Here is a 23,752-nt window from a genome sequence, read left to right as displayed (position 1 = left end):
TTTACAGCATTCTAAGCAGCGCAAATTAAATAAAATAAATTAGTCACTTACGCGACATGGAATCCTAAATGAACGCCAGTTTCAAGTCCTTAACATGGAAACAGACAAACTTAGTGGTATTTACCGCTTTGTTTTTTGCAATTGCCATTTTTATTGTCGAAATCGCCATTCAAGTTATCTCAACCAAAAATCAATTAGCTGATGCACAACAAGAGCTACTCAACTCTGTTGAGCAAACCACCACCAATGCGGTTTGGTCACTCGATGACAAACTCGCTAGTCAAACACTCCAGGGGATCATAAAAGTCGATAATGTCGGCTCTGCTGTGATTGAACTTGATGATGGTTCGCGGTTTGTCTCTACGGCTAATCAAGCCAGTAAATCATTCGGCGCGTATGAAAGTTTAAGCCAACGATTATTTGGCGATTTAAAAGAAACCTCGCGACCTTTGTATCGCCCTTTTTACTTTGAAAGCAATCAACAACAACAGCTTATTGGCACCTTAACTATTTTTTACGATACTCAAAAATTGACCAACAAACTGTTTGGTCAGCTTCAACTTGGATTAATTGCCACCTTAGCCAGAGCATTACTACTCACATTAGTACTGACCGTAGTGTTTCATCGCTTTTTGACCCAACCGATAGCCCAAATCAGTGAGGCGATTGACAAGATTGATCCAGATTCACCGGATGAGAATTTGCTACCCATGGCGCCAGCCCATAAAGATGATGAATTAGGCTTGGTCACCAGTAAGTTCAACCAAATATTATTGCAGTTTAGCCAAACCCAGAACAAATTACGCAAAATGGCTACCCGAGATCCGCTAACCGGTTTGCCTAATCGCACCTTATTGCTCGAAACCTTAAATGTCACCATTCAACGCTCACGGGTACACAAACGTAACTTCAGCTTATTATTTATCGATTTAGACCGCTTCAAAAACGTTAATGACTCGCTCGGCCATGCTCTTGGCGATCAGTTTTTGGCCCGTATTGCACGCATATTAGAACGTGTGGTTGGCGATAGAGGCAGTGTGGCGCGCCTTGGTGGTGATGAGTTTGTGATTTTGGCCGATGAAATCCAAACCCCTGTTCAAGCCGCCGACTTCGTCGATAAATTATTGATTCAATTAAATGCACCAATACAATTAAATGAACATGCAATCCACCCTGCAGCATCAATAGGCATATCGATATACCCGGAAGATGGAGATACCGCAGAAGATTTGATCCGCCACGCTGACATTGCGATGTACAGTGCAAAAGCCGCGGGTTCAAACCAATGGTCCTTCTTTAAGCAACAAATGACCGAGCGTGCAGCAGTGAGACTTCGCACAGAAGCCTCATTACACGATGCCTTAAAAAACAATGAGTTTTTACTGTATTTTCAACCTAAGTTTGATTTGAATACTCACAAAGTGGTTGGCTGTGAAGCGTTAATACGTTGGCAAAAAGATGGCCGTTTGATAAGCCCAATGTCGTTTATCCCCGTAGCCGAAGAAACAGGCATTATCATACCTATCGGACGCTGGGTCATTGAGCAAAGTTGTAAAGTTATCCGCGAGTGGCAACGTAAATACAATTATGCCATTCCCATTGCTGTGAATGTCGCATCACAACAGTTTGCTGACGCCAGTTTAGTTCCTGATATTAAGCAATTGGCCATTCGTTACCAAATTAGCCCTGAATTACTCGAGGTTGAAATCACAGAAACGTCATTAATGAACGATGTAGAACAGGCCATTATTAAACTTGAACAACTTAAAACGGCCGGATTTGGTATCGCCGTTGACGATTTTGGTACGGGTTATTCTTCGTTATCATATTTACGCCACTTACCTATTACGACCATGAAAATCGACAGAGCCTTTGTGAGCGACTTGCCAAAAGACAGTGCGATAGCATCTACTATTTTGATGCTCGGGCAACAATTAGACTTATCTATTGTGGCTGAGGGTATTGAAAACGATGAACAACTACAGTGGCTCAAAGACAATAACTGTGTTATCGGCCAAGGATTCTTTTTTAGTGAACCATTACCGTTAGAAGAATTTGAGCAACAGTTTATTTCAGCCAAAACGGCCAAGATTCTGCAGGTATAATCTCATCGAATCTAATGTGTTGCGTACTCTAATCATTATGATTGCAACTACCAGAAAGGTAATATGGGAATTACCTGACATTAAACTGACTTTAAACTGACATTAAATTGTAGACAATAAAAAAGGAGGCCATAAGCCTCCTTTTTTACGGTTTGCCGCTTAGTTAGACTAAGCAACACATCGAATTAACGACGTAAACCTAACTTCTTGATTAGATCAGCATAACGAGCTGCATCAGTACGCTTTAAGTAAGCAGTAAGCTTACGACGAGCGCTAACCATGCGTAATAGACCACGACGTGAGTGGTGATCATGGATGTGCTCTTTAAAGTGACCTTGAAGGTGGTTAATTTGAGCAGTTAACAAAGCTACTTGAACTTCAGTTGAACCTGAATCGTTTTCGCCGCGACCAAACTCAGCTAAAATTTTTGCTTTTGCTTCAGCACTTAGTGACATGTGTATCTCCAAAAAAGTAAATGTATCTCTAGCCGATCACTAACTCAGCCAGAGCGAGCGCAGTATAATAACTAGATTAGCCTGCAACCGCAATAAAAAAACGCAAAAAACCGATCTATTTGTGCTGTTACGCTTACTGTGTATTTTCATGCATCACAATAAGACGCTTAGGTGCTAGTAAACCATCGTCATTCATTATACCGATACCAACAAACTTATGTTCATCACCTATCGTAATGCGAACTAAACAATCAGGTTTTAAACCCGCAGCTTGAATCGCTTGGCCTTGCATAACGTAATAGAGCATGGCATCAGGCAGGTTAATTTCAGGGAAATTAGCCACGGCGGTATCCATAGGCAACAACAAAGGATCGAGTAAGGCTTTAGGCGCAATCTCTTGCTCTTGAGCCTGAGCCAATAATGCTTCTAGCTCTGCTAAACTGACCATTTTCTCATAGGGGTAGTCTGCAACTTGAGTGCGGCGCAACATAATCACATGCGCACCACAACCAAGCATTTCACCTAAATCATCAATGATAGTTCGGATGTAAGTGCCTTTAGAACAATGTATGTCTAAGGTTAACTCATCACCTTCAAGCTTGATGAAATTAAGCTCAAATACCGTTATAGGACGCGATTCACGCGGTACCTCAATGCCTTCACGCGCATATTTATACAAAGGCTGACCTTGGTATTTTAACGCAGAATACATTGACGGAATTTGTTGGGTCGTGCCACGAAAAAACTCAAGCTTTTCATCTAGAAGAGCCTGAGTAAATTCAACTGGGCGCGTTTGCACTACTTCACCGTCTGAGTCACTGGTGTCAGTGCGCTCACCCAGTTTTGCTGTAACAAGGTAACGTTTATCAGCATCTAATAAATGTTGAGAAAACTTAGTCGCCTCGCCTAAGCAAATCGGTAACATCCCGGTGGCTAATGGATCAAGTGCACCTGTATGTCCGGCTTTATTCGCATTAAAGATGCGCTTAACCCGTTGCAAAGCAAAATTAGAACTCATGCCAGTGTCTTTATCGAGTAACACGATTCCGTCGATGAAGCGACCTTTAGGGCGACGAGCCATTAATCTTGCTCCTTGTCACCGTCAACAGACTCGCTGCTTTCTGGTGCCTGTGGATCAAATTGTTGTTGCTTGGCTTTATCTTTATTAATGACTTGAGTGACTAGGTTAGACATTCGCATGCCTTCCACTAATGAACTGTCATAAACAAAGCGCAGTTCAGGCATAACACGTAATTTCATACGTCCAGCCACTAACGTGCGAATATAAGGTGCTGCAGCGCTTAGCGCATCAACTTTTTGTTGAACAAGTTCGTTATCTTCTTCAAAGAAGGTCACAAACACTTTCGCATAGCTTAAGTCACGTGAAACGTCTACGTCGTTTACAGTAACAAAGCCTATACGTGGATCTTTCATATCGCGCTGTAACACCATTGCAAGCTCTTGCTGGAGTTGTTGGGCGATACGGCGAGTACGACTAAATTCTTTTGCCATGATGATATGCCATAACGTTGGGTATACAATCAAAAAGGGCGGCTAATGCCGCCCTTTTTTGGTTCTTATAAGGTGCGAGCTATCTCGACTGTTTCGAAGACCTCAATCTGGTCTCCTACACGAACGTCATTGTAGTTCTTCACGCCGATACCACATTCCATACCGTTACGGACTTCTTGTGCATCGTCTTTAAAGCGACGTAATGATTCAAGTTCACCTTCGAAGATAACCACGTTTTCACGTAGTACACGGATTGGCGCGCTGCGCTTAACCAGACCTTCGGTAACCATACAACCGGCAATAGCACCCAGTTTAGGCGACTTAAACACGTCACGAACTTCAGCAAGACCAATAATCTCTTGTTTGAACTCAGGCGCTAACATACCTGTCATTGCAGCACGTACTTCATCAATTAGATTATAGATGATGCTGTAATAACGTAGGTCAACACTTTCTGCTTCAATGGTCTTACGCGCTTGTGCATCAGCACGAACGTTAAAGCCCACAAGAATAGCATTTGATGCAGCTGCAAGCGTTGCGTCAGTTTCGGTTAGTGCACCCACACCGCGAGCAATGATGTTCACTTTAACTTCGTCTGTAGACAGTTTAGTTAATGAATCACAAATTGCTTCTAGTGAGCCTTGTACGTCCGCTTTAAGTACAATGTTAAGCTCTTGTACTTCACCTTCTTCCATGTTGGCAAACATGTTTTCAAGTTTAGACTTCTGCTGACGAGCTAACTTAACATCACGGAATTTACCTTGACGATATAGTGCAACTTCACGTGCTTTACGCTCATCACGTACAACAGTCGCTTCATCACCTGCTGAAGGCACACCAGAAAGACCTAAAATCTCAACTGGAATAGATGGACCAGCTTCAGTAATAGCTCTACCGTTTTCGTCTTTCATTGCACGGATTTTACCGTACTCTAAACCACATAAAACGATATCGCCTTGGCGTAAAGTACCTTCCTGAACAAGAATGGTCGCTACTGGACCACGGCCTTTATCAAGCTGTGATTCAATCACTACACCAGCAGCCATCGTATCGCGAACGGCTTTAAGCTCTAATACTTCAGCTTGTAATAAGATGCCTTCTAACAGCTCATCAACACCGTCACCTGTTTTGGCTGACAAGTGGACAAACATGTTGTCTCCACCCCAATCTTCAGACATAACACCATGCTGAGAAAGTTCGCTCTTAACGCGGTCAGGATCAGCTTCTGGCTTATCCATTTTGTTAACCGCTACGATTAATGGCACGTTACCGGCTTTAGCATGTTGGATCGCTTCGATGGTTTGTGGCATTACGCCGTCATCTGCAGCAACAACCAAAATAACAATATCGGTGGCCTTAGCACCACGAGCACGCATTGAGGTAAACGCAGCGTGACCAGGAGTATCAAGGAAGGTGATCATGCCATTGTCAGTTTCAACGTGGTATGCACCAATGTGCTGGGTAATACCACCGGCTTCGCCATCGGCAACTTTTGCACGACGAATGTAGTCAAGTAGTGACGTTTTACCATGGTCAACGTGACCCATAATAGTAACAACTGGTGCACGTGATTCTAAAATAACGTTATCATCACGGTCTTGTAGTACTTGGTGTTCTAGTTCGTTTTCACGAATTAATACCACTTTATGACCCATTTCTTCTGCAACCATTTGGGCAGTTTCTTGGTCAAGTACTTGGTTAATCGTTACCATTGACCCCATTTTCATCATTTGTTTGATGATTTCAGTGGCTTTAATCGCCATTAAATGGGCAAGTTCAGATACGGTTACGGTTTCACCAATGCGAACATCGCGAGACACTGCTGCTGCAGGCTTGTTAAAACCATGAGCCATAGATTGCGGTGCAGTACTGCGGTTACGCATGTGTCTTTCGCGACCGTCTCGTGAGTCTTTACCGCCACGTTTCTTATTGTTGTTTTTGTTACGCGCACGACGGCCACGTTTTTCATCATCAGCATCTGAACTATCTTCTGCTGCACGAGCAACTTTAGACGTTGTGATGTGGTGATCGCTGTTCTTCTCAGCATCTAAACGTTGACGTTCTTCTTCAGCCCAACGCTTCGAGTTTTCTTCAGCTAGTTTGCGGGCTTTTTCTGCCGCTTGAGCTGCTTCTTCTTTCTGCTTTTCGGTTAATACCGCTTCTTGGGTCGCTTTTAAACGCTCAGCTTCTGCTTTTGCTGCCGCTGTTTCAGGATCGGCTGCTTTAGGCGCTTTAGGCTCTGCTTTCGGTTTTTCTGATTTCACTTTGGCTTCTGCTTCTGCTTTTTTCTTCGCTTCTGCTTCTGCTTTGGCTTTAGCTTCTGCTGCTGCTTTTGCTTCAGCCTCAGCTTTTGCCTTAGCTTCGGCTTCTGCTTTCGCTTTGGCTTGGGCTTCTAACTCGGCTTGTTTTGCTAATTCAGCATCATCACGCTTAACAAAAGTACGTTTTTTACGGACTTCAACTTTCACGTCTTTAGACTGACCGCCAGTACTGGCAACACTTAATGTTGACACAGTTTTACGCTGAAGCGTCATTTTGGTCGGCGCAGAATCTGCACCGTGCTGTTTTTTCAGATAATCTAAAAGCTGCTGCTTTTCTTGCTCTGAAACGGTGTCATTTTGTTGCTTTTTAATACCAGCATCTGAGAACTGCTCGATTAGACGATCAACCGGCTTTCCCACTTCTGCTGCTAATTTTTCTACACTTGTATCTGCCATCAATTAAATCCCCCTGTTGATCGACTTATGCTTCTTCGCCAAACCAACAGATGTTGCGGGCAGCCATAATAAGCTCACCTGCTTTTTCTTCTGTTAATTCTTCAATATCAATTAAATCGTCAATACCTTGCTCGGCCAAGTCTTCTAAAGTCACTACACCTTTGCTCGCGAGAACATAAGCTAAATGTCTTTCTAATCCTTCCAATGCTAATAAATCATCACTTGGCTCTGCACCATCTAACGCTTCTTCAGTGGCTAATGCTCTTGTTGAGATAGCCGCTTTTGCACGTTCACGTAATGCCGCGACGATTCCTTCGTCAAAGCCTTCTATTGCGAGTAGTTCAGATTCTGGCACATAAGCAATCTCTTCGAGTGAAGTAAAGCCTTCATCAGCCAATACGCTCGCAAAATCTGTATCTACATCTAGCGAAGCAACAAACAGGTCAATCACCTTAGCGCTTTCTGCTTGGTGCTTCTTGTTCATGTCTTCTACTGTCATTACGTTAAGTTCCCAACCCGTTAGTTGAGTCGCTAAACGTACGTTTTGGCCGTTACGACCAATTGCTTGAGCTAAACTGTCTGCTTCAACAGCAATGTCCATTGAGTGGTTGTCTTCGTCCACAATAATAGACGCAACGTCGGCTGGCGCCATGGCATTGATCACATATTGAGCAGGATTATCATCCCACATCACGATATCAACACGTTCGCCACCTAATTCGTTTGACACTGCCTGAACACGTGCACCACGCATACCAACACACGCACCAATTGGGTCAATGCGACGGTCATTTGATTTAACCGCAATCTTAGCGCGAGCACCTGGATCACGAGCAGCACCCATCACTTCAATCATTTCGTCGTAAATTTCAGGTACTTCAACACGGAACAGCTCGATTAACATATCAGGCTTGCTGCGAGTTAAAAATAACTGAGCACCACGCGCTTCTGGACGTACTGAGTACAATAATGCACGCACACGGTCACCAGGGCGGAATGATTCACGGCTGATTAAGTCTTCTTTAAATAATACGCCATCAGCGTTATTACCTAAATCGACAACCACGCTTTCGCGGGTGCTTTTCTTAACAACACCAGTGACGATTTCGCCTTCGCGTTCAATAAATTGTTCAACGATTTGAGCACGCTCAGCTTCACGTACCTTTTGTACGATAACTTGCTTAGCGGTTTGTGTGGTAATACGGTCGAAAGCAACTGAGTCGATTTGATCTTCAATAAACTCACCGACTTCAATACCAGGCTCTTCAAAACGTGCAGCTTCAAGGGTGATTTCGCTGTATGGGTTTTCTAACGCTTCACCCTGGTCATCAACAACCATCCAACGACGGAACGTGTCGTAGTGACCGGTTTTACGATCAATCGCAACACGAACTTCAATATCACCTTCGTATTTTTTCTTGGTAGCAGTAGCTAATGCGATTTCTAGCGCTTCAAAAATTTTCTCGCGCGGAACGCCTTTCTCATTGGAAACCGCTTCTGCGACTAGCAGGATCTCTTTATTCATTTGGTCTTGCCTCGTTCTTCACCTGAAACTATCAAAACTTAGCGATAATGTTGCCTTTACGGATGTTATCCAAAGCAACAATCAAGTCTTTACCATCAACTTTGATGGTGAGCATTTGCCCATCAACACTAGTGATGACGCCTTTTAAATTTCGACTACCCGCAACAGGCATAGTCAACTGTACTTTCGCATCTTCACCGATGTAAGCGGCATACTGCGCTGCAGTAAATAGCGGTCTATCTACCCCAGGTGAAGAAACTTCTAATGTGTATTCTGTAGAAATGGGGTCTTCAACATCCATAACTGCACTGACTTGACGACTGGCCTCGGCACAATCTTCAATGTTGATGCCATTCTCGTGATCAATAAACACACGAAGAATTGAATGACGACCAGCCTGAACATATTCAACACCCCACAGCTGAAAGCCTGAAGCTTCAACTGGAACCGTTAATAATTCAACTAGTTTGGATTCTATTGTTGCCAAAAATGACCCCCAAAAAAACAAAAAAAGGGCTAAAAGCCCCAGAGCAATCCGTCAAAAACACGGATATTTAAAAGTCCATATAACAAAAAACCCCGTAATCACGAGGTCATTTTATTATAGAACCTGTAAATTGCGATTTAATTTCAATGTGAAAATAAATCGCAAGGAGCTGGTTGCGGGGGCCGGACTTGAACCGACGACCTTCGGGTTATGAGCCCGACGAGCTACCAACTGCTCCACCCCGCGTCAACTGCATGCAAGTATATTGATTTACGTCATATCTTGCAATAACTAATCAAACACAATCCTTGGTTTGTTAGTTAAAATTTGGTGCCGAGAGCGGGACTTGAACCCGCACGTCCGTTAGGACACAGCCACCTCAAGGCTGCGCGTCTACCAATTCCACCACCTCGGCGACACCTGGTTTACTAGTCAGGAATTTTAGTTTCTGACTGTTCGGTTTGCACAGGCGCTTCATCAATGATTTGCTCTGCTGCTGAACCTAAATCGTTCCATTGATCGTTCTGCTGTGTATGGTTAGCACTTAAGTTACCAATCACTAAGCTTAATGCGAAAAACGCAATCGCTAAAACAGCAGTCGAACGGGTCAGGAAGTTACCTGAACCACCTGAGCCAAATAAAGTGCCTGAAGCACCGGCTCCGAAAGACGCGCCCATATCGGCACCCTTTCCTTGTTGGATTAAAATTAGGCCTACTAGACCTAATGCAACCACCAAGTATACAACTATAAGAACTTCGTACATATTATTACGCGCTCATCGCTATGGTACATAAACTTAAAAACTCAGTTGAGTTCAAACTTGCACCGCCAATCAGACCACCATCAACATCGGGTTGGGCAAAGATATCTGCCGCATTATTGGGGGTAACACTACCACCGTAAAGAATCCTGATGTTCTCTCCAATAAATGGAGACACTTCAGAGAGGCGACTGCGAATAAACGCATGAACTTCTTGTGCCTGCTCTGGTGTAGCGCTTTTACCGGTTCCTACTGCCCATAAAGGTTCGTAGGCGATAATTGCGTTATCAAAAGCCATGGTACCGTTTTTTTCAATTACTATATCAAGCTCTTCAGCAATCACCTCAAAGGTGCGTCTTGCTTCACGAGCCGGTCCAGATTCGCCAACACACAGTATTGGTGTAAGACCATTTTTTTGTGCTGCAGCAAACTTCTCTGCCACAATATTACTCGTCTCTCCGTACATACGGCGACGTTCGGAATGGCCGATAATCACATATCGACATCCTGAATCTTTTAGCATTTGCCCGGAAATCTCACCGGTGTACGCACCAAAATCATGTTGACTAAGATTTTGCGCGCCCATTCTAACAAGCGCTCCATCTAAGGTTTGCTTATTGGCTTCAAGCAGTTGCCTAACACTTTCAAGATAAATTGAAGGCGGGCATAAAACCACTTCAGCTGAATCATTTTGGAGCTTAGTAGCAAATTTCTTGAATAACTCTTCAGCTAATGCTGAATTGCCATTCATTTTCCAGTTGCCAGCTACCATAGGACGTCTGAGTGCCATCACGGTCTCCTCTGAAAGCGGCGTGAATAATAGCGAACCACTTATCAAGTTACAATAGGTAAAAGGGGAATATTTCAGTTTACTTGTCGAAGCGTCTACTTTTTGAGCGCGCAACTACGTTACTGAATATTCAAATAATTAACATGCTGCTTTTACAGCCTCTGCGATGCGATTTGCATGCGCTAACACTTGTGAATGGTCATCACCTTCTACCATTACACGGATTAACGGTTCAGTACCCGATTTACGCAGTAATACTCGACCACGGGCGCCTAATTGCTTTTCAACATCAGTTTGTGCAGCTTTAACCACATTGCTATCAAGTGGGTTAGTCGTTCCTTCAAAGCGAACATTGACCAACACTTGCGGTAACATTTTCATGGCTTCGGTCAGTTGCTCAAGCGATGCTTGCTGTCTTCGCATTGCTGCGAGCACTAAAATGCCAGCAACAATACCGTCACCGGTTGTACCATGATCGAGATTGAGTATGTGACCAGAGTTTTCACCACCAATACGCCAATCATGCTGTTTAAGCATTTCCATGACATATCGGTCACCCACTTTTGAACGAACAAATGGAATATCAAGTGCTTGCAGTGCTAAGTCTAACCCTAAATTTGACATAAGGGTACCCACAACACCGCCTTTTAAAATACCACGTTTTTGCGCATCTACCGCTAAAATATACAGTATTTGATCGCCATCTATGACTTCACCACGATTATTTACCATCATTATGCGATCGCCGTCACCATCAAGGGCAATACCTAAATCGGCTTTTTCAGCTAATACTGTTTCACAAATTTTGGCCATTGATGTAGCGCCAACTTTGTCGTTAATGTTTAAACCATCAGGTTTATCACCAATTGCGACAACATCAGCGCCTAATTCGCGAAATACATTTGGGGCAATATGGTAAGTTGCGCCATGGGCACAATCGACAACAATTTTTAAGCCTTCAAGGGTCTGATCAGCCGGAAAGTTACCTTTACAATATTCAATGTAACGACCCGCAGCATCATCAATTCGACGTGCTTTACCCAATAGGTGCGATTCGACACACACTAATGGCTTTTCAAGTTCTGCTTCGATTTCAAGCTCAATGGCGTCATCGAGTTTACTGCCATCGGTTGAGAAAAACTTAATACCATTATCGTAGTAAGGGTTATGCGATGCACTGATAACAACCCCAGCTTCTGCTCTAAAGGTTCGGGTTAAATACGCCACAGCGGGTGTAGGCATAGGCCCAAGTAACAACACATTTAAACCTGCAGCAGATAACCCGGCTTCTAACGCTGACTCAAATAAGTACCCAGAAATCCGCGTGTCTTTACCAATAATCACTTTTTGAGTGCCACTGCGAGATAGTACTCGTCCTGCCGCCCAACCTAACTTTAATGCCAGTTCTGGGGTCATCTTGCCAGCCCCAACTTTACCGCGAATACCGTCGGTTCCAAAAAATTGTCTTTGTTTCACATGTCCCCACTTAAGTGATTCACTTTGTGATTAATATTATTATGTTTTTATATGAATGGTATGAGCTCAAACATTCATTTATAGCTGTTCCATGGTGGCAGACATCACTTTAAGCGCATCGACGGTTTCAGCAACATCATGAACTCGAATAATCTGCGCACCTTGTTGTGCTGCAATTAGTGCACCAGCAAGACTACCGGCCAGGCGTTGGTCGGTATCGCGTCCCAGTAAATGACCTATCATGCTTTTACGTGATAAACCGACAAGTACGGGTAAATGAAATTCATGTAATGTCGGCAACATGGCTAGTAGGCGATAATTATGCGCTAAAGTTTTACCAAAGCCAAAGCCTGGATCAAGGATTAATCGCTCACGCTCAATACCAGCAGCCTCACAATAAGCAATTCTTAATTCAAAAAATGCGGCTACTTCATCCACAACATCATCATACTTAGGTGCATCTTGCATGGTTTGTGGTTCGCCTTGCATGTGCATTAAGCAAATCGGCACATCAAGCGATGCCGCCATGGCTAACGCACCAGGCACTTGCAATGCTCTTACATCGTTGATTAAGTTAGCACCGGCATTTACAGCGGCTTCCATCACTTCTGGTTTGCTGGTATCAATTGAAATCCACACATCATGCGTTTTAGCAGTGTATTCAATAATCGGCAGCACTCGAGCGAGCTCCTCTTTCACAGAGACTTCTTCAGCACCAGGACGAGTCGACTCACCACCCACATCAATCACTCGCGCACCTTGCTCAACCATATGGTCAACATGGCGACAAGCTTGTTCAAAACCGCTATAAGCACCACCGTCAGAAAATGAATCAGGTGTCATATTGACGATCCCCATAACAACAGGAGCTGATAAGTCGAGGGTTTTATTGGCATGAGTTAATTGAAACACAGGGATGTCCTAAAATAAGATTAAAAACAAGAAAACCCCTTTCGGGGTTTTCTTTATTAGCTTGTATATTTATTTAGCAGGTGATTCATCTGCATCATTAATATCAGCCTTTGGTGCCTCTTCAGGCTTTTCTTCTTCAACTTTAGGCGCGCTATTTCCACCACCTTGGTCATCAGAAGAATCATCTTTTTGCCAATCGGCTGGCATACGCACTTCACGACGATTCATTAAATCTTCAATCTGCAATGAATCAATCGTTTCGTATTTCATCAAAGCATCTTTCATCGCGTGTAAAATATCCATGTTGTCAGTCAACATAGTTTGCGCGCGTTGATAGTTTTTATCGATAAAGACTTTGATTTCAGAATCAATAAGCGATGCAGTATCACCTGACATGGCTTTAGATTTACCCATACTGCGACCTAAGAACACTTCGTTGTCTTCTTCGGCGTACAATAATGGACCTAATTTGTCTGAAAAGCCCCATTGAGTGACCATATTACGCGCAATTGATGTCGCGTATTTGATGTCTTGAGAAGCACCGGTAGACACTTTGTCACTACCATAAATAAGCTCTTCTGCTAAACGTCCGCCATAAGCAACCGAAATTTGTGACTCTAGCTTGCGACGACTTTGGCTAATGGCATCTGCTTCAGGTAAGAAGAAGGTCACACCCAACGCACGGCCGCGAGGGATAATGGTCACCTTATGCACAGGATCATGCTCAGGAACCAAACATCCTACAATTGCGTGGCCAGCTTCATGGTAAGCGGTCATTTCTTTTTCAGACTCAGACATCACCATCGAGCGGCGCTCAGCACCCATCATGATTTTATCTTTAGCGCGCTCAAACTCTTCCATGCCAACAACACGGCGGTTGCCACGTGCAGCAAAAAGTGCGGCTTCGTTAACCAAGTTGGCTAAATCAGCACCAGAGAACCCAGGAGTACCACGGGCAATAACACTGGCTTTAACATCGTCAGATAGTGGCACTTTACGCATGTGCACTTTTAAAATCTGCTCACGACCACGTACATCCGGTAAGCCTACAACCACTTGACGGTCAAAACGACCTGGACGAAGTAATGCAGAGTCTAATACGTCTGGACGGTTGGTCGCTGCAATAACGATAATACCTTCGTTACCTTCAAAGCCATCCATTTCAACCAACATCTGGTTTAATGTCTGTTCACGCTCATCATGACCACCACCAACACCGGCACCACGTTGGCGACCCACTGCGTCAATTTCGTCAATAAAGATAATACAAGGCGCTGATTTTTTAGCTTGTTCAAACATGTCACGCACACGAGATGCACCAACACCAACAAACATTTCCACGAAATCTGAACCAGAAATAGTAAAGAAAGGAACTTTTGACTCGCCAGCAATCGCTTTAGCAAGCAAGGTTTTACCCGTACCTGGAGGTCCCACCATTAACACGCCCGTAGGAATACGGCCGCCTAATTTTTGGAACTTAGTTGGATCACGTAAGTAATCAACCAACTCTTTTACTTCTTCTTTTGCTTCATCACAGCCCGCAACGTCAGCAAAGGTGGTTTTGATTTGATCTTCGCTCATCAGTTTGGCTTTACTTTTACCAAACGACATTGCGCCCTTACCGCCACCGCCTTGCATTTGTCGCATGAAAAATATCCATACACCAATCAGCAGTAACATAGGGAACCATGAAATAAAGATTTGGGTTAGGAAGCTAGACTCTTCAGCTTCTTGACCCTTCATGGTGATGCCTTTACGGTCAAGATCGTTAATTAAATCTTGATCATACATAGGCATGATTGTGGTGAACTTCTCGCCGGTACGCTTGGTACCTTCAATCGTTCTTTGGTCGCTTTTAACTTCGACCGTGTTAATTTGACCATTTCGAACATTGTCCAAAAAGGCGGAATAATCCATCTTCTGCGAATTCGAAGAAGAGGGGGAATAACCCTGAAACACTGACATCAACACAACAGCGATGACAACCCAGAGTATTAAATTTTTTGCCATGTCACTCAAATTACTAGACCTCTTAACAGTCCTGCGATTATTAACGTTAGACTACTACAACTTGTAACCAGTCGCCACTAGATAGACTTCTCGAGAGCGAGCTCTAGAGGAGTCTGGTTTACGGGTTTTTACTACTTTGAATGCCTCTTTGACTGTTTTCATGTACTCGTCAAAGCCCTCCCCCTGAAAGACCTTAACAGCAAAACAGCCATTAGGCGCCAACACTTGATGACACATATCTAGTGCTAATTCCACTAAATACATAGCCCTAGGTTGGTCTACAGCATCCGAACCACTCATGTTCGGTGCCATATCTGATAGTACCACATCCACTTTATCTTGCCCTACTCGGTCAAGCAATGCTTGTAATACTTTGTCTTCTCTAAAATCACCCTGAAGAAAATCAACACCCACAATCGGATCCATTGGTAAAATATCACACGCAATAACTTTACCTTTTTCACCTGCTAATTTCACCGCAACTTGTGACCAGCCACCAGGAGCGGCGCCTAAATCAACAACCGTCATGCCGGTTTTAATTAAATTATCTTTTTGCTGAAGTTCTTCTAACTTAAATGCCGCACGTGAACGAAGTCCGCGCTTTTGCGCCAACTTCACATAGTGATCATCAAAGTGTTCTTGCATCCAACGAGCAGAACTCGCCGTACGTTTTTTGGTTACCATTTAAATTCCGCAACGATTCAGAGTTACATAAGCTTTATATAAGGGTAGAATACCGGTTTTTCAACAGTAACTCAGCAAAAGTTGGTACAAATGAACTTAACAACCAAACAAAAACAGCATTTAAAAGGTCTGGCGCACAGTCTAAAGCCAGTGGTGCTGCTTGGTGGCAACGGACTGACTGAAGGTGTTCTGGCTGAAATTGATAGCGCTCTTACTCATCATGAATTGATTAAAGTGAAAGTAGCCTCTGCCGACAGAGAGCTTAAAAATGCCATCGTTGACGCCATTGTACGTGAAACCCAGTCTGCGAAAGTGCAACTTATTGGTCATGTACTCGTTATCTTCCGTCATTCACCTGAAATGAAGATTGCCTTGCCAAAAGCAAAGTAACACAATTTTCAATAAAAAAGCCGCTGATTTCAGCGGCTTTTTTATAAATAAAGATTAACTAAATATGTCTAGGGTCTGTTGATCTTTCGAGGTTGTTTTTGCAGCGAATTGTTGACCATTTGTACAAGGCAGAGACTTCGAGGTGTAGTTATTCTACATAAAAAGTCGATAACGCAGTAAAAATGGCCAACAAACGTTGCCCGAAGGGTTCGGCTAAAAACGTTTTACTCTTTGTTGAATGCATCTTTGTGAATAAAGGGTTGCTTAGATGACTAGGCATCAATCCATTCGTCTCGATTAAAACGTTTTTAACTCGAACAAAATTTAACCAGCAAAGGTCAGCAGGCCCTAGGGTGTATCAGGTAAAGGTTCAACAATATAATGCTCTGCTTTAAGCCCTAAAAACTCAGGTAGTGTCGCCCCTACAGAAATCGATGACCAAGTCCCAGTTAGAATCCCAATAAACATCGCAATCGAAAACCCCTCAAGTGGTGAGCCGCCCATCATCCATAACGCAACCACAGTTAACAATGTCGTCCCTGATGTCACCATAGTGCGAGAAAAAGTAGATTGAACCGCCAAATTGTTAATATCAGATGCACTCCATTGCGGTTTTGCGATGAGTTGTTCGCGGATTCTATCGGCAATAATAATGGAATCATTTAGCGAGTAACCCAAAATCGCTAAAATGGCTGCCAATACTGTTAAATTAAATTCCATTTGGCTTAAGGCAAAAAAGGCTAATACGAATACCACATCGTGTACTAGCGCAAATAAGGCCCCAGATGCAAGACGCCATTCAAACCGGTAACTTAAATACCCCATAATACAGAGCATTGCCACTAACAACGCTAAACTACCTTGCTCAATGAGCTCTTGCCCCACTTGCGGTCCCACTATACTGCTATTCAGTACCGTCAACTCAGACGCTAAAGGCGCTAGGACTTGCTGTAATTCAGGGCGCTTGTTTTCATCAGGGATGTCGGCATAGCGTAATACCCAGCGCCCTGGTTCACTGGCAGAAATCACACTCACTTCTTGGTGGTAGGCGGCGGTCATTAGTGGTTGAATTTCACTGGCGGTAATACGCTTATTTATTTGAATCTCGGTCACCACGCCACCGGTAAAATCTAGGCCCCAATTAAACCCCTTTACGCCAATAACGGTTAATGACAACAGCATCAACACGATTGAAATAATACTTGATGCATAACGCCATTGAGTTAAGCGTTGTAACTTATTTGCTGATTGTTTCTGTTGATTATTGTTCATGTGATTACACCTTAATCGCGCGACGAGTGTCACGGCCATACACTAAATTAATGATTGCCCTAGACGCAAAAATGCCGGTAAACATACTGGTTAATAAGCCTAACCCCAGCGTTAAAGCAAAGCCTTGGATAGGGCCATTACCTATTGAAAACAACACCACTGCAGTGATCATTGTGGTGAAGTTGGCATCAAAAATGGTTGAAAACGCACTGTTAAAGCCGTTATCAATTGCATTAGCAAAACTTCGCCCTTCAGCTAATTTATCTTTAATACGTTCAAAAATAAGCACATTAGTATCAACCGCCATACCGACAGTAAGCACTAACCCCGCAATACCAGGTAGCGTCAAAACCGCGCCAGGAATTAACCCCAATAAGCCAAACAACATCACCATGTTAGCCATCAATGCCACGTTAGCTACCCACCCTAAGCGGCGATACCAACACGCCATAAATAACAAGGTGATCGCCATGCCTAATGCCAATGCGGCAAAACCATTAGCAATGTTTTCAGCACCTAAACTTGGCCCAATGGTTCGCTCTTCTACAATGGTCACTGGCGCAGTCATTGACCCTGCGCGAAGCAATAGTGCTAATTGTTGCGCTTCTTGGTGAGAACCCGCTCCAGTAATTTCAAATTGATTACCTAACTGACTTTGAATGGTAGCAACGCTAATAATCTTGGTGGTTTGTTGCGCCTGGCCTTTTTCATTACGGCTATATTCGCTATACGCTGTCGCCATGGGTTTGCCAATATTGTCACGGGAAAAGTCCGACATTAGCTTGCCACCGGCGGAATCTAAACTGATATTCACTTTTGACATACCAAAGTCACCCACAGCGGCACGAGCATCAACAATATGATCGCCACCTAATACGGGCTTGCGAGCAACATAAACCGGTTGACCGCTTTCATCTTTCAGCACGATGGCATTTACTGACCCGGTTTCTGCTACCGGGTAGAATGCTAAGCTTGCTGTCGCGCCAATGACATTTTTAGCTGTTGCAGGGTCTTGCACTCCAGGTAACTCGATGCGTATACGATTTTCGCCCTGGCGTTGCACCAAAGCTTCGGTAATACCGAGTTCTTCAATTCGGCTGCGCATAATTTGTAAGTTTTGTTGCACTGTAAGGTTAGTCAGCTTTACTTGCTCACTTTCATTCAATGTAACAACCAGCATGTCTTGATGCCCTGAGACCTGCCACAAGGGGTATTGCTCGGCAATAAACTGCCTTATCAGCCTTTTCGCGTCGGTTTGCGTTGTCTCAATCGTCACTTCTGCGCCATCACCTTGACGTACCAACACAGTGCTAATGTGTTCCTTACGTACAAATTGCTTTACCGAGTCACTCACCATCGTCGCATGATTTTTAAATACTAAATCCAGATCGACATCGAGCAAAAATTGCACACCGCCACGTAAATCCAAACCTAATTTGATGGGTTCAAAGCCCATCTTTAATAACCAATTTGGGGCCGCTGGCGCTAATGCCAATGTGATTTGCGCGCGATCGGCAAATGATTCTGACAAAATGTTTTTAGCCTGGGTTTGCTGATCAGCTTGTTGTAACACAACCAACACATTTTGCTGCTGTTGATCTATTCGTTTACTGCTGATCCCAGCGTGACTTAATACCTGATACACCTGTTCAGACGAAATAGTATTAGGGGATTTGGTCGATAGCTGCACTGCTGCATCTTCGCCATACCAAGATGGTAAAGCACTTAAAAACAGGATGATTAACGTAACGATTAGCACCCAGTATTTCCACTGAGCGTATTTGTTGAGTTGCTTATTTAACGGTTTATTTTTTGATATTGATGTCATAACACTTGCTCTCACTACACCGTGACAAATCTTCACGATAAAAAATGCATAGCAAACGATATATAGCATAAGGCTATTATCTGTTCGCAATGAAATCCATTAGCCTAGCTAATAAAATTTGTAGTCAAAGAAAGGAGGTTCTAGCAGGTATGAGCGAGCACGAAGAGTTGATTCGATTCTTTCCATGCGGACATTCGAGAAGGACCAGATGCCGTAGATAACACCCAGTCTAATTGCGGACTGAAGTTAATTTGATAGCCAATTTCCAAGCTTGGGATCGGCGGAGAAACAAACTCATAAGCTAATACATAATTGGGATTAACGTCATCAGCTTGATGCTGAGCAAGATTAATATAACGCGCCGAATAAGTTGGCACATAATGAATGTCGTTTGGGCCGGTTACGGGAGTGATATCAGGGTTAAGGCTGTTCTTTCCAACATAGCCAAGTCGCGAGGCATTAATATCAATCACTGCTACTGAGCTTACCTGAGTGACATCAGTAGATTGCTTGAGGCTTGTCGGCTCGCAATTAAGGATGGCAGTACAAACTGGTGAGCTGATAGAGCTTAGTTGTGGGGTGCTAGAGTGCGATGACGGTAAAATTAATACACGACTATTGATCAGGAAGAATGAACTCAACCCTACAATAACCAGCATTAATACTATACGCACCCAAGGAAACGTCATAACCGCCTTGTAACCTATATCAATTGACCTTAATTAAGCCAATAGCCCTAATCAAGCATTACCTAAGATAGTATCGGCACTATTGGTAACAGGCAAATTAAATCTTTTACATCTTGCTTATAAAAAAAGCACTTACCTTAAAAGATAAATGCTTTTTAATTATTGCTTTAACGATATCTCATCGTCCAAACCAAATAACGGCTTAAATATACTCAACAGACACGATGTCGTAATCTGTTAACCCACCTGGAGTGGTGATAGACACTTCATCACCTTCACTTTTGCCAATCAAACCGCGGGCAATAGGTGAGTTCACTGAAATCAAATTTTGTTTAATATCAGCTTCATCGTCACCCACGATGCGGTAAGTCATTTCAGCATCTGTATCGACATTTAAAATGGTCACTGTGGTGCCAAATATCACTCGACCAGTGTTTTCCATTGTTGTTACGTCGATAATTTGTGCATTTGAAAGCTTACCTTCAATATCACGGATACGCGCTTCACAAATGCCTTGCTCTTCGCGGGCTGCGTGATATTCAGCATTTTCTTTTAAATCACCTAATTCACGTGCTGATGCAATGGCTTCAGTAATTTTAGGGCGGCGATCAAACTTTAAAATTTCTAATTCTTTACGTAGTTGATCCGCACCAACCACTGTCATTGGAACCTTACTCATAATGTCTTTGTCTCCTTTAAAAACAAAAGCATCCCGTGTTAGCTAATGCCAACACAGTGAAAATTCTATTGGAAATACGCAATCGAGTTTGGCTGCGTCTTTGGGATGCATCTCTTCGATGATTGCTCACAGCTTACCTAAGCTTTTACCGACTTGCTAGTGATCCATCACCAAAATGTCATAAAAAAGGTCGCCATATGGCGACCTTTTAGTAACGCTTTATGGTTTAACCAACAATACGCTTATGCAGCTCTTGTACCGAACTCACTTTTACGCGGTCATCGGCAGCGTGCGCGAGGCAAGTTGCAAATGCTGCGTTGAGTGTGGTGGTATAGTTCACTTTATAACGCAATGCACCGCGGCGAATTTGACGCGAGTCTTCAATGGCTTGACGACCTTCAGTGGTATTGACGATATAAGTGTATTCACCGTTTTTGATGCGGTCCAAAATGTGCGGACGGCCTTCATGTACCTTGTTGACCAAGCGAGGATTAATACCTGCTTCGCCCAAGATAATGGCAGTGCCGTGAGTCGCATCGATTTCGTAACCCAATTCAATCAACTTAGAGGCTAAATCTGCAACACGTTTTTTATCACTGTTACGCACAGATAATAATGCACGGCCCGATTTTGGCACTTCAGACGTCGCGCCAAGTTGTGCTTTTGCATACGCTTCGGCAAACGTATCGCCCACACCCATCACCTCACCAGTAGAGCGCATTTCAGGCCCTAATAATGGGTCAACACCTGGGAATTTATTAAACGGTAAAACCACTTCTTTAACCGAGAAATACGGTGGGATAACTTCACTCGTGAAGTTTTGCGCTTTTAAGCTTTGGCCAGCCATAACACGTGCTGCAATTTTAGCTAATGGTACGCCTGTGGCTTTAGAGACAAACGGTACGGTACGTGCAGCACGAGGGTTAACTTCAATCATGTAGATTTCGTTATCTTTCACTGCAAACTGGACGTTCATCAAGCCAACAACACCCAGCTCAAACGCAAGTTTAGACACTTGTTCACGCATTCTTGCTTGGATATCTGCACTCAAGGTATAAGGCGGTAATGAACAACCAGAGTCACCAGAGTGAACACCCGCTTGCTCAATGTGTTCCATGATTGCACCAACAACCACTGTTTCACCGTCACACACAGCATCGATATCCACTTCAATCGCATCGTCTAGGAAGTGGTCAAGCAATACAGGTGATGCGTTAGACACTTTAACGGCTTCGTTGAAGTAGCGTAACAAATCTTGTTGGTCGTAAACGATTTCCATCGCACGGCCGCCCAATACATAAGATGGACGAACCACTAACGGATAACCAATATTTTCAGCTTCAATCACAGCACTTTCAACTGTTGTTACAGTCGCGTTTTGTGGTTGAATCATGTTTAAACGTTGAATCGCTTGTTGGAAACGTTCGCGGTCTTCTGCACGGTCAATTGCATCAGGGCTAGTTCCAATAATCGGTACGCCAGCCGCTTCAAGGTCACGAGCAAGTTTTAATGGCGTTTGGCCACCGTATTGCACAATCACACCTTTTGGCTTTTCAATACGTACAATTTCAAGTACGTCTTCTAAGGTTACCGGCTCAAAGTACAAGCGGTCAGACGTGTCGTAATCGGTTGATACGGTTTCTGGGTTACAGTTAACCATAATGGTTTCGTAACCGTCTTCACGTAAAGCTAATGCAGCATGTACACAGCAATAATCAAACTCAATACCCTGGCCAATACGGTTTGGACCGCCACCTAACACCATGATTTTGTCGCGGTTTGATGGGTTTGCTTCACATTCTTCTTCGTACGTTGAGTACATGTAAGCTGTGTCGGTTGAAAACTCAGCAGCACAAGTATCTACACGCTTATATACAGGGAAGATTTCATGACGGTGACGTAGTTTACGCACTTCAGCATCGCTAACACCTAGCACATCAGCAAGACGCGCATCAGCAAAACCTTTACGCTTTAACTTACGTAAAATGGCTTCATTCAAGCCTGACATACCTAACTCAGCCACTTTGGCTTCATCAGCAATCAGGTCTTCAATTTGAATGAGGAACCAGTGATCAATATTGGTCAACTTGAAGATTTCATCGCGCGATAACCCTGCACGGAATGCATCAGCTATATACCAAATACGGTCACATCCAGGCTCTTTAAGCTCATGACGAATGCGCTGTAAGCCTTCTGTAGACTTATAATCAACGATTGAGTCAAAACCATTGCGACCAACTTCAAGGCCCCGAAGCGCTTTTTGTAACGATTCTTGGAAAGTACGGCCAATGGCCATCACTTCGCCAACCGATTTCATTTGCGTGGTTAAACGGTCATTGGCACCGGCAAACTTTTCAAAGTTAAAGCGCGGTACTTTGGTTACAACGTAATCAATGGCAGGCTCAAACGATGCAGGCGTTTTACCACCAGTAATGTCGTTGCTAAGTTCATCTAATGTGAAACCCACCGCTAACTTGGCGGCAATTTTTGCAATAGGGAAACCCGTGGCTTTAGAGGCTAATGCAGATGAGCGCGATACACGCGGGTTCATCTCAATGATCACCATACGGCCAGTATTAGGGCAAATACCAAACTGAACGTTTGAACCGCCCGTTTCAACACCAATTTCACGCAGTACTGCTAAAGAAGCATTACGCATAAGCTGGTATTCTTTGTCGGTTAAGGTTTGCGCAGGAGCGACGGTAATCGAATCACCGGTGTGCACACCCATTGGGTCAAAGTTTTCTATTGCACACACGATAATACAGTTATCGTTGCGGTCACGAACCACTTCCATTTCGTATTCTTTCCAACCAATTAATGATTCATCAATCAATAATTCGTTGGTTGGCGACAAATCTAAGCCTTGAGAACAAATCTCTTCAAACTCTTCTTTGTTGTAAGCAATACCACCGCCACTACCACCCATGGTGAAAGATGGACGGATAATACATGGGAAACCCACCATGTCTAATACGCCGTAGGCTTCTTCCATTGTGTGTGCGATGCCAGCACGTGGACATTCTAAGCCAATGGCTTTCATTGCAGTGTCAAAACGGCTTCGGTCTTCAGCTTTATCAATAGCGTCAGCTGTCGCACCAATCATTTCAACGTCAAACTCTTTAAGTACGCCCATTTCTTCAAGCTTAAGCGCACAGTTTAATGCAGTTTGTCCACCCATCGTCGGTAGGATCGCATCTGGACGTTCTTTAGCAATAATGTTACGTACCACTTCCCAATGAATTGGCTCGATATATGTTGCATCGGCCATTTCTGGATCAGTCATAATGGTGGCTGGGTTAGAGTTCACCAGAATGACTCGGTAGCCTTCTTCATGAAGGGCTTTACAGGCTTGCGCACCTGAATAGTCGAACTCACACGCCTGACCAATGACAATCGGGCCGGCGCCTAGGATAAGAATACTTTTAATATCTGTACGTTTTGGCATTGCGTCGTCTTC

19 protein-coding genes and 2 tRNA genes are annotated in these 23,752 nt (G+C 43.7%); 2 read left to right on the top strand and 19 right to left on the bottom strand.

What is annotated here, in order from left to right; all coding sequences use genetic code 11:
• Positions 1-68: 68 nt before the first annotated feature.
• The gene (locus tag IEY48_RS03405; protein ID WP_188917280.1) at positions 69-2,105 is read left to right on the top strand and encodes a putative bifunctional diguanylate cyclase/phosphodiesterase; all 2,037 of its coding nucleotides are present in this window, start codon (positions 69-71) and stop codon (positions 2,103-2,105) included.
• Between the two features lie 185 nt (positions 2,106-2,290).
• Here the strand turns inward: IEY48_RS03405 and rpsO are convergent, their stop codons facing one another.
• From rpsO to rlmE, 14 genes are all read right to left on the bottom strand, one after another.
• Positions 2,291-2,560 carry a 30S ribosomal protein S15 gene (rpsO, locus tag IEY48_RS03400; protein ID WP_188917278.1) on the bottom strand — a complete coding sequence of 90 codons (270 nt, stop codon included), beginning with the start codon at positions 2,558-2,560 and terminating at the stop codon, positions 2,291-2,293.
• 133 nt (positions 2,561-2,693) lie between these two features.
• On the bottom strand, positions 2,694-3,641 hold the full coding sequence (gene truB, locus IEY48_RS03395; protein ID WP_188917276.1) for a tRNA pseudouridine(55) synthase TruB: 948 nt from the start codon (positions 3,639-3,641) through the stop codon (positions 2,694-2,696).
• Complete coding sequence (rbfA, locus tag IEY48_RS03390; protein WP_188917274.1) at positions 3,641-4,072, bottom strand: 30S ribosome-binding factor RbfA; 432 nt, start codon at positions 4,070-4,072, stop codon at positions 3,641-3,643. Before rbfA ends, truB begins: the two co-directional genes overlap by 1 nt.
• Before the next feature lie 65 nt (positions 4,073-4,137).
• Entirely contained in the window at positions 4,138-6,789 is a 2,652-nt protein-coding gene (gene infB, locus IEY48_RS03385; RefSeq protein WP_188917272.1) for a translation initiation factor IF-2, read from the bottom strand.
• 25 nt (positions 6,790-6,814) lie between these two features.
• Complete coding sequence (gene nusA / locus IEY48_RS03380) at positions 6,815-8,314, bottom strand: transcription termination factor NusA (RefSeq protein ID WP_188917270.1); 1,500 nt, start codon at positions 8,312-8,314, stop codon at positions 6,815-6,817.
• 31 nt (positions 8,315-8,345) lie between these two features.
• Positions 8,346-8,801, bottom strand: coding sequence for a ribosome maturation factor RimP (rimP, locus tag IEY48_RS03375; RefSeq protein ID WP_188917268.1), 456 nt, complete (start codon positions 8,799-8,801; stop codon positions 8,346-8,348).
• Positions 8,802-8,971: 170 nt separating this feature from the next.
• Positions 8,972-9,047 (bottom strand) — tRNA-Met (locus IEY48_RS03370).
• Positions 9,048-9,129: 82 nt separating this feature from the next.
• Positions 9,130-9,216, bottom strand: a tRNA-Leu gene (locus tag IEY48_RS03365).
• Between the two features lie 13 nt (positions 9,217-9,229).
• Positions 9,230-9,565 carry a preprotein translocase subunit SecG gene (gene secG, locus IEY48_RS03360; RefSeq protein ID WP_188917266.1) on the bottom strand — a complete coding sequence of 112 codons (336 nt, stop codon included), beginning with the start codon at positions 9,563-9,565 and terminating at the stop codon, positions 9,230-9,232.
• 4 nt (positions 9,566-9,569) lie between these two features.
• Positions 9,570-10,352 carry a triose-phosphate isomerase gene (gene tpiA, locus IEY48_RS03355; RefSeq protein WP_188917264.1) on the bottom strand — a complete coding sequence of 261 codons (783 nt, stop codon included), beginning with the start codon at positions 10,350-10,352 and terminating at the stop codon, positions 9,570-9,572.
• A gap of 138 nt (positions 10,353-10,490) precedes the next feature.
• The gene (gene glmM, locus IEY48_RS03350) at positions 10,491-11,828 is read right to left on the bottom strand and encodes a phosphoglucosamine mutase (RefSeq protein WP_188917262.1); all 1,338 of its coding nucleotides are present in this window, start codon (positions 11,826-11,828) and stop codon (positions 10,491-10,493) included.
• A 78-nt stretch (positions 11,829-11,906) separates the two neighbouring features.
• The gene (gene folP / locus IEY48_RS03345) at positions 11,907-12,740 is read right to left on the bottom strand and encodes a dihydropteroate synthase (protein ID WP_188917260.1); all 834 of its coding nucleotides are present in this window, start codon (positions 12,738-12,740) and stop codon (positions 11,907-11,909) included.
• Positions 12,741-12,809: 69 nt separating this feature from the next.
• Positions 12,810-14,759 (bottom strand): ATP-dependent zinc metalloprotease FtsH, encoded by a 1,950-nt coding sequence (gene ftsH / locus IEY48_RS03340; protein WP_188917258.1) that lies wholly within the window; start codon positions 14,757-14,759, stop codon positions 12,810-12,812.
• A 45-nt stretch (positions 14,760-14,804) separates the two neighbouring features.
• Positions 14,805-15,434: a 23S rRNA (uridine(2552)-2'-O)-methyltransferase RlmE gene (gene rlmE / locus IEY48_RS03335; protein WP_188917256.1), complete on the bottom strand. Its 630-nt coding sequence runs from the start codon at positions 15,432-15,434 to the stop codon at positions 14,805-14,807.
• Positions 15,435-15,524: 90 nt separating this feature from the next.
• On the opposite strand from rlmE, the gene yhbY reads away from it, so the two are divergent.
• Positions 15,525-15,824 (top strand): ribosome assembly RNA-binding protein YhbY, encoded by a 300-nt coding sequence (gene yhbY, locus IEY48_RS03330; protein ID WP_188917254.1) that lies wholly within the window; start codon positions 15,525-15,527, stop codon positions 15,822-15,824.
• Between the two features lie 348 nt (positions 15,825-16,172).
• Here yhbY and secF read toward each other — a convergent pair whose 3' ends face one another.
• From secF to carB, 5 genes are all read right to left on the bottom strand, one after another.
• A complete protein-coding gene (gene secF / locus IEY48_RS03325; RefSeq protein WP_188917252.1) occupies positions 16,173-17,096 on the bottom strand; it encodes a protein translocase subunit SecF in 924 nt (307 codons plus the stop codon).
• A gap of 4 nt (positions 17,097-17,100) precedes the next feature.
• Positions 17,101-18,924 (bottom strand): protein translocase subunit SecD, encoded by a 1,824-nt coding sequence (gene secD / locus IEY48_RS03320; RefSeq protein ID WP_188917249.1) that lies wholly within the window; start codon positions 18,922-18,924, stop codon positions 17,101-17,103.
• Between the two features lie 140 nt (positions 18,925-19,064).
• The gene (locus IEY48_RS03315) at positions 19,065-19,613 is read right to left on the bottom strand and encodes a hypothetical protein (protein WP_188917247.1); all 549 of its coding nucleotides are present in this window, start codon (positions 19,611-19,613) and stop codon (positions 19,065-19,067) included.
• A gap of 202 nt (positions 19,614-19,815) precedes the next feature.
• Complete coding sequence (greA, locus tag IEY48_RS03310) at positions 19,816-20,292, bottom strand: transcription elongation factor GreA (RefSeq protein ID WP_188917245.1); 477 nt, start codon at positions 20,290-20,292, stop codon at positions 19,816-19,818.
• A 226-nt stretch (positions 20,293-20,518) separates the two neighbouring features.
• Positions 20,519-23,740, bottom strand: coding sequence for a carbamoyl-phosphate synthase large subunit (gene carB, locus IEY48_RS03305; protein WP_188917243.1), 3,222 nt, complete (start codon positions 23,738-23,740; stop codon positions 20,519-20,521).
• Between the last annotated feature and the right edge of the window lie 12 nt (positions 23,741-23,752).

The organism is Shewanella saliphila (assembly GCF_014648295.1).
Lineage (GTDB): Bacteria > Pseudomonadota > Gammaproteobacteria > Enterobacterales > Shewanellaceae > Shewanella > Shewanella saliphila.
Note: the sequence above shows the minus strand (reverse complement) of the source record. Positions and strands in the feature narration are given on the sequence as shown.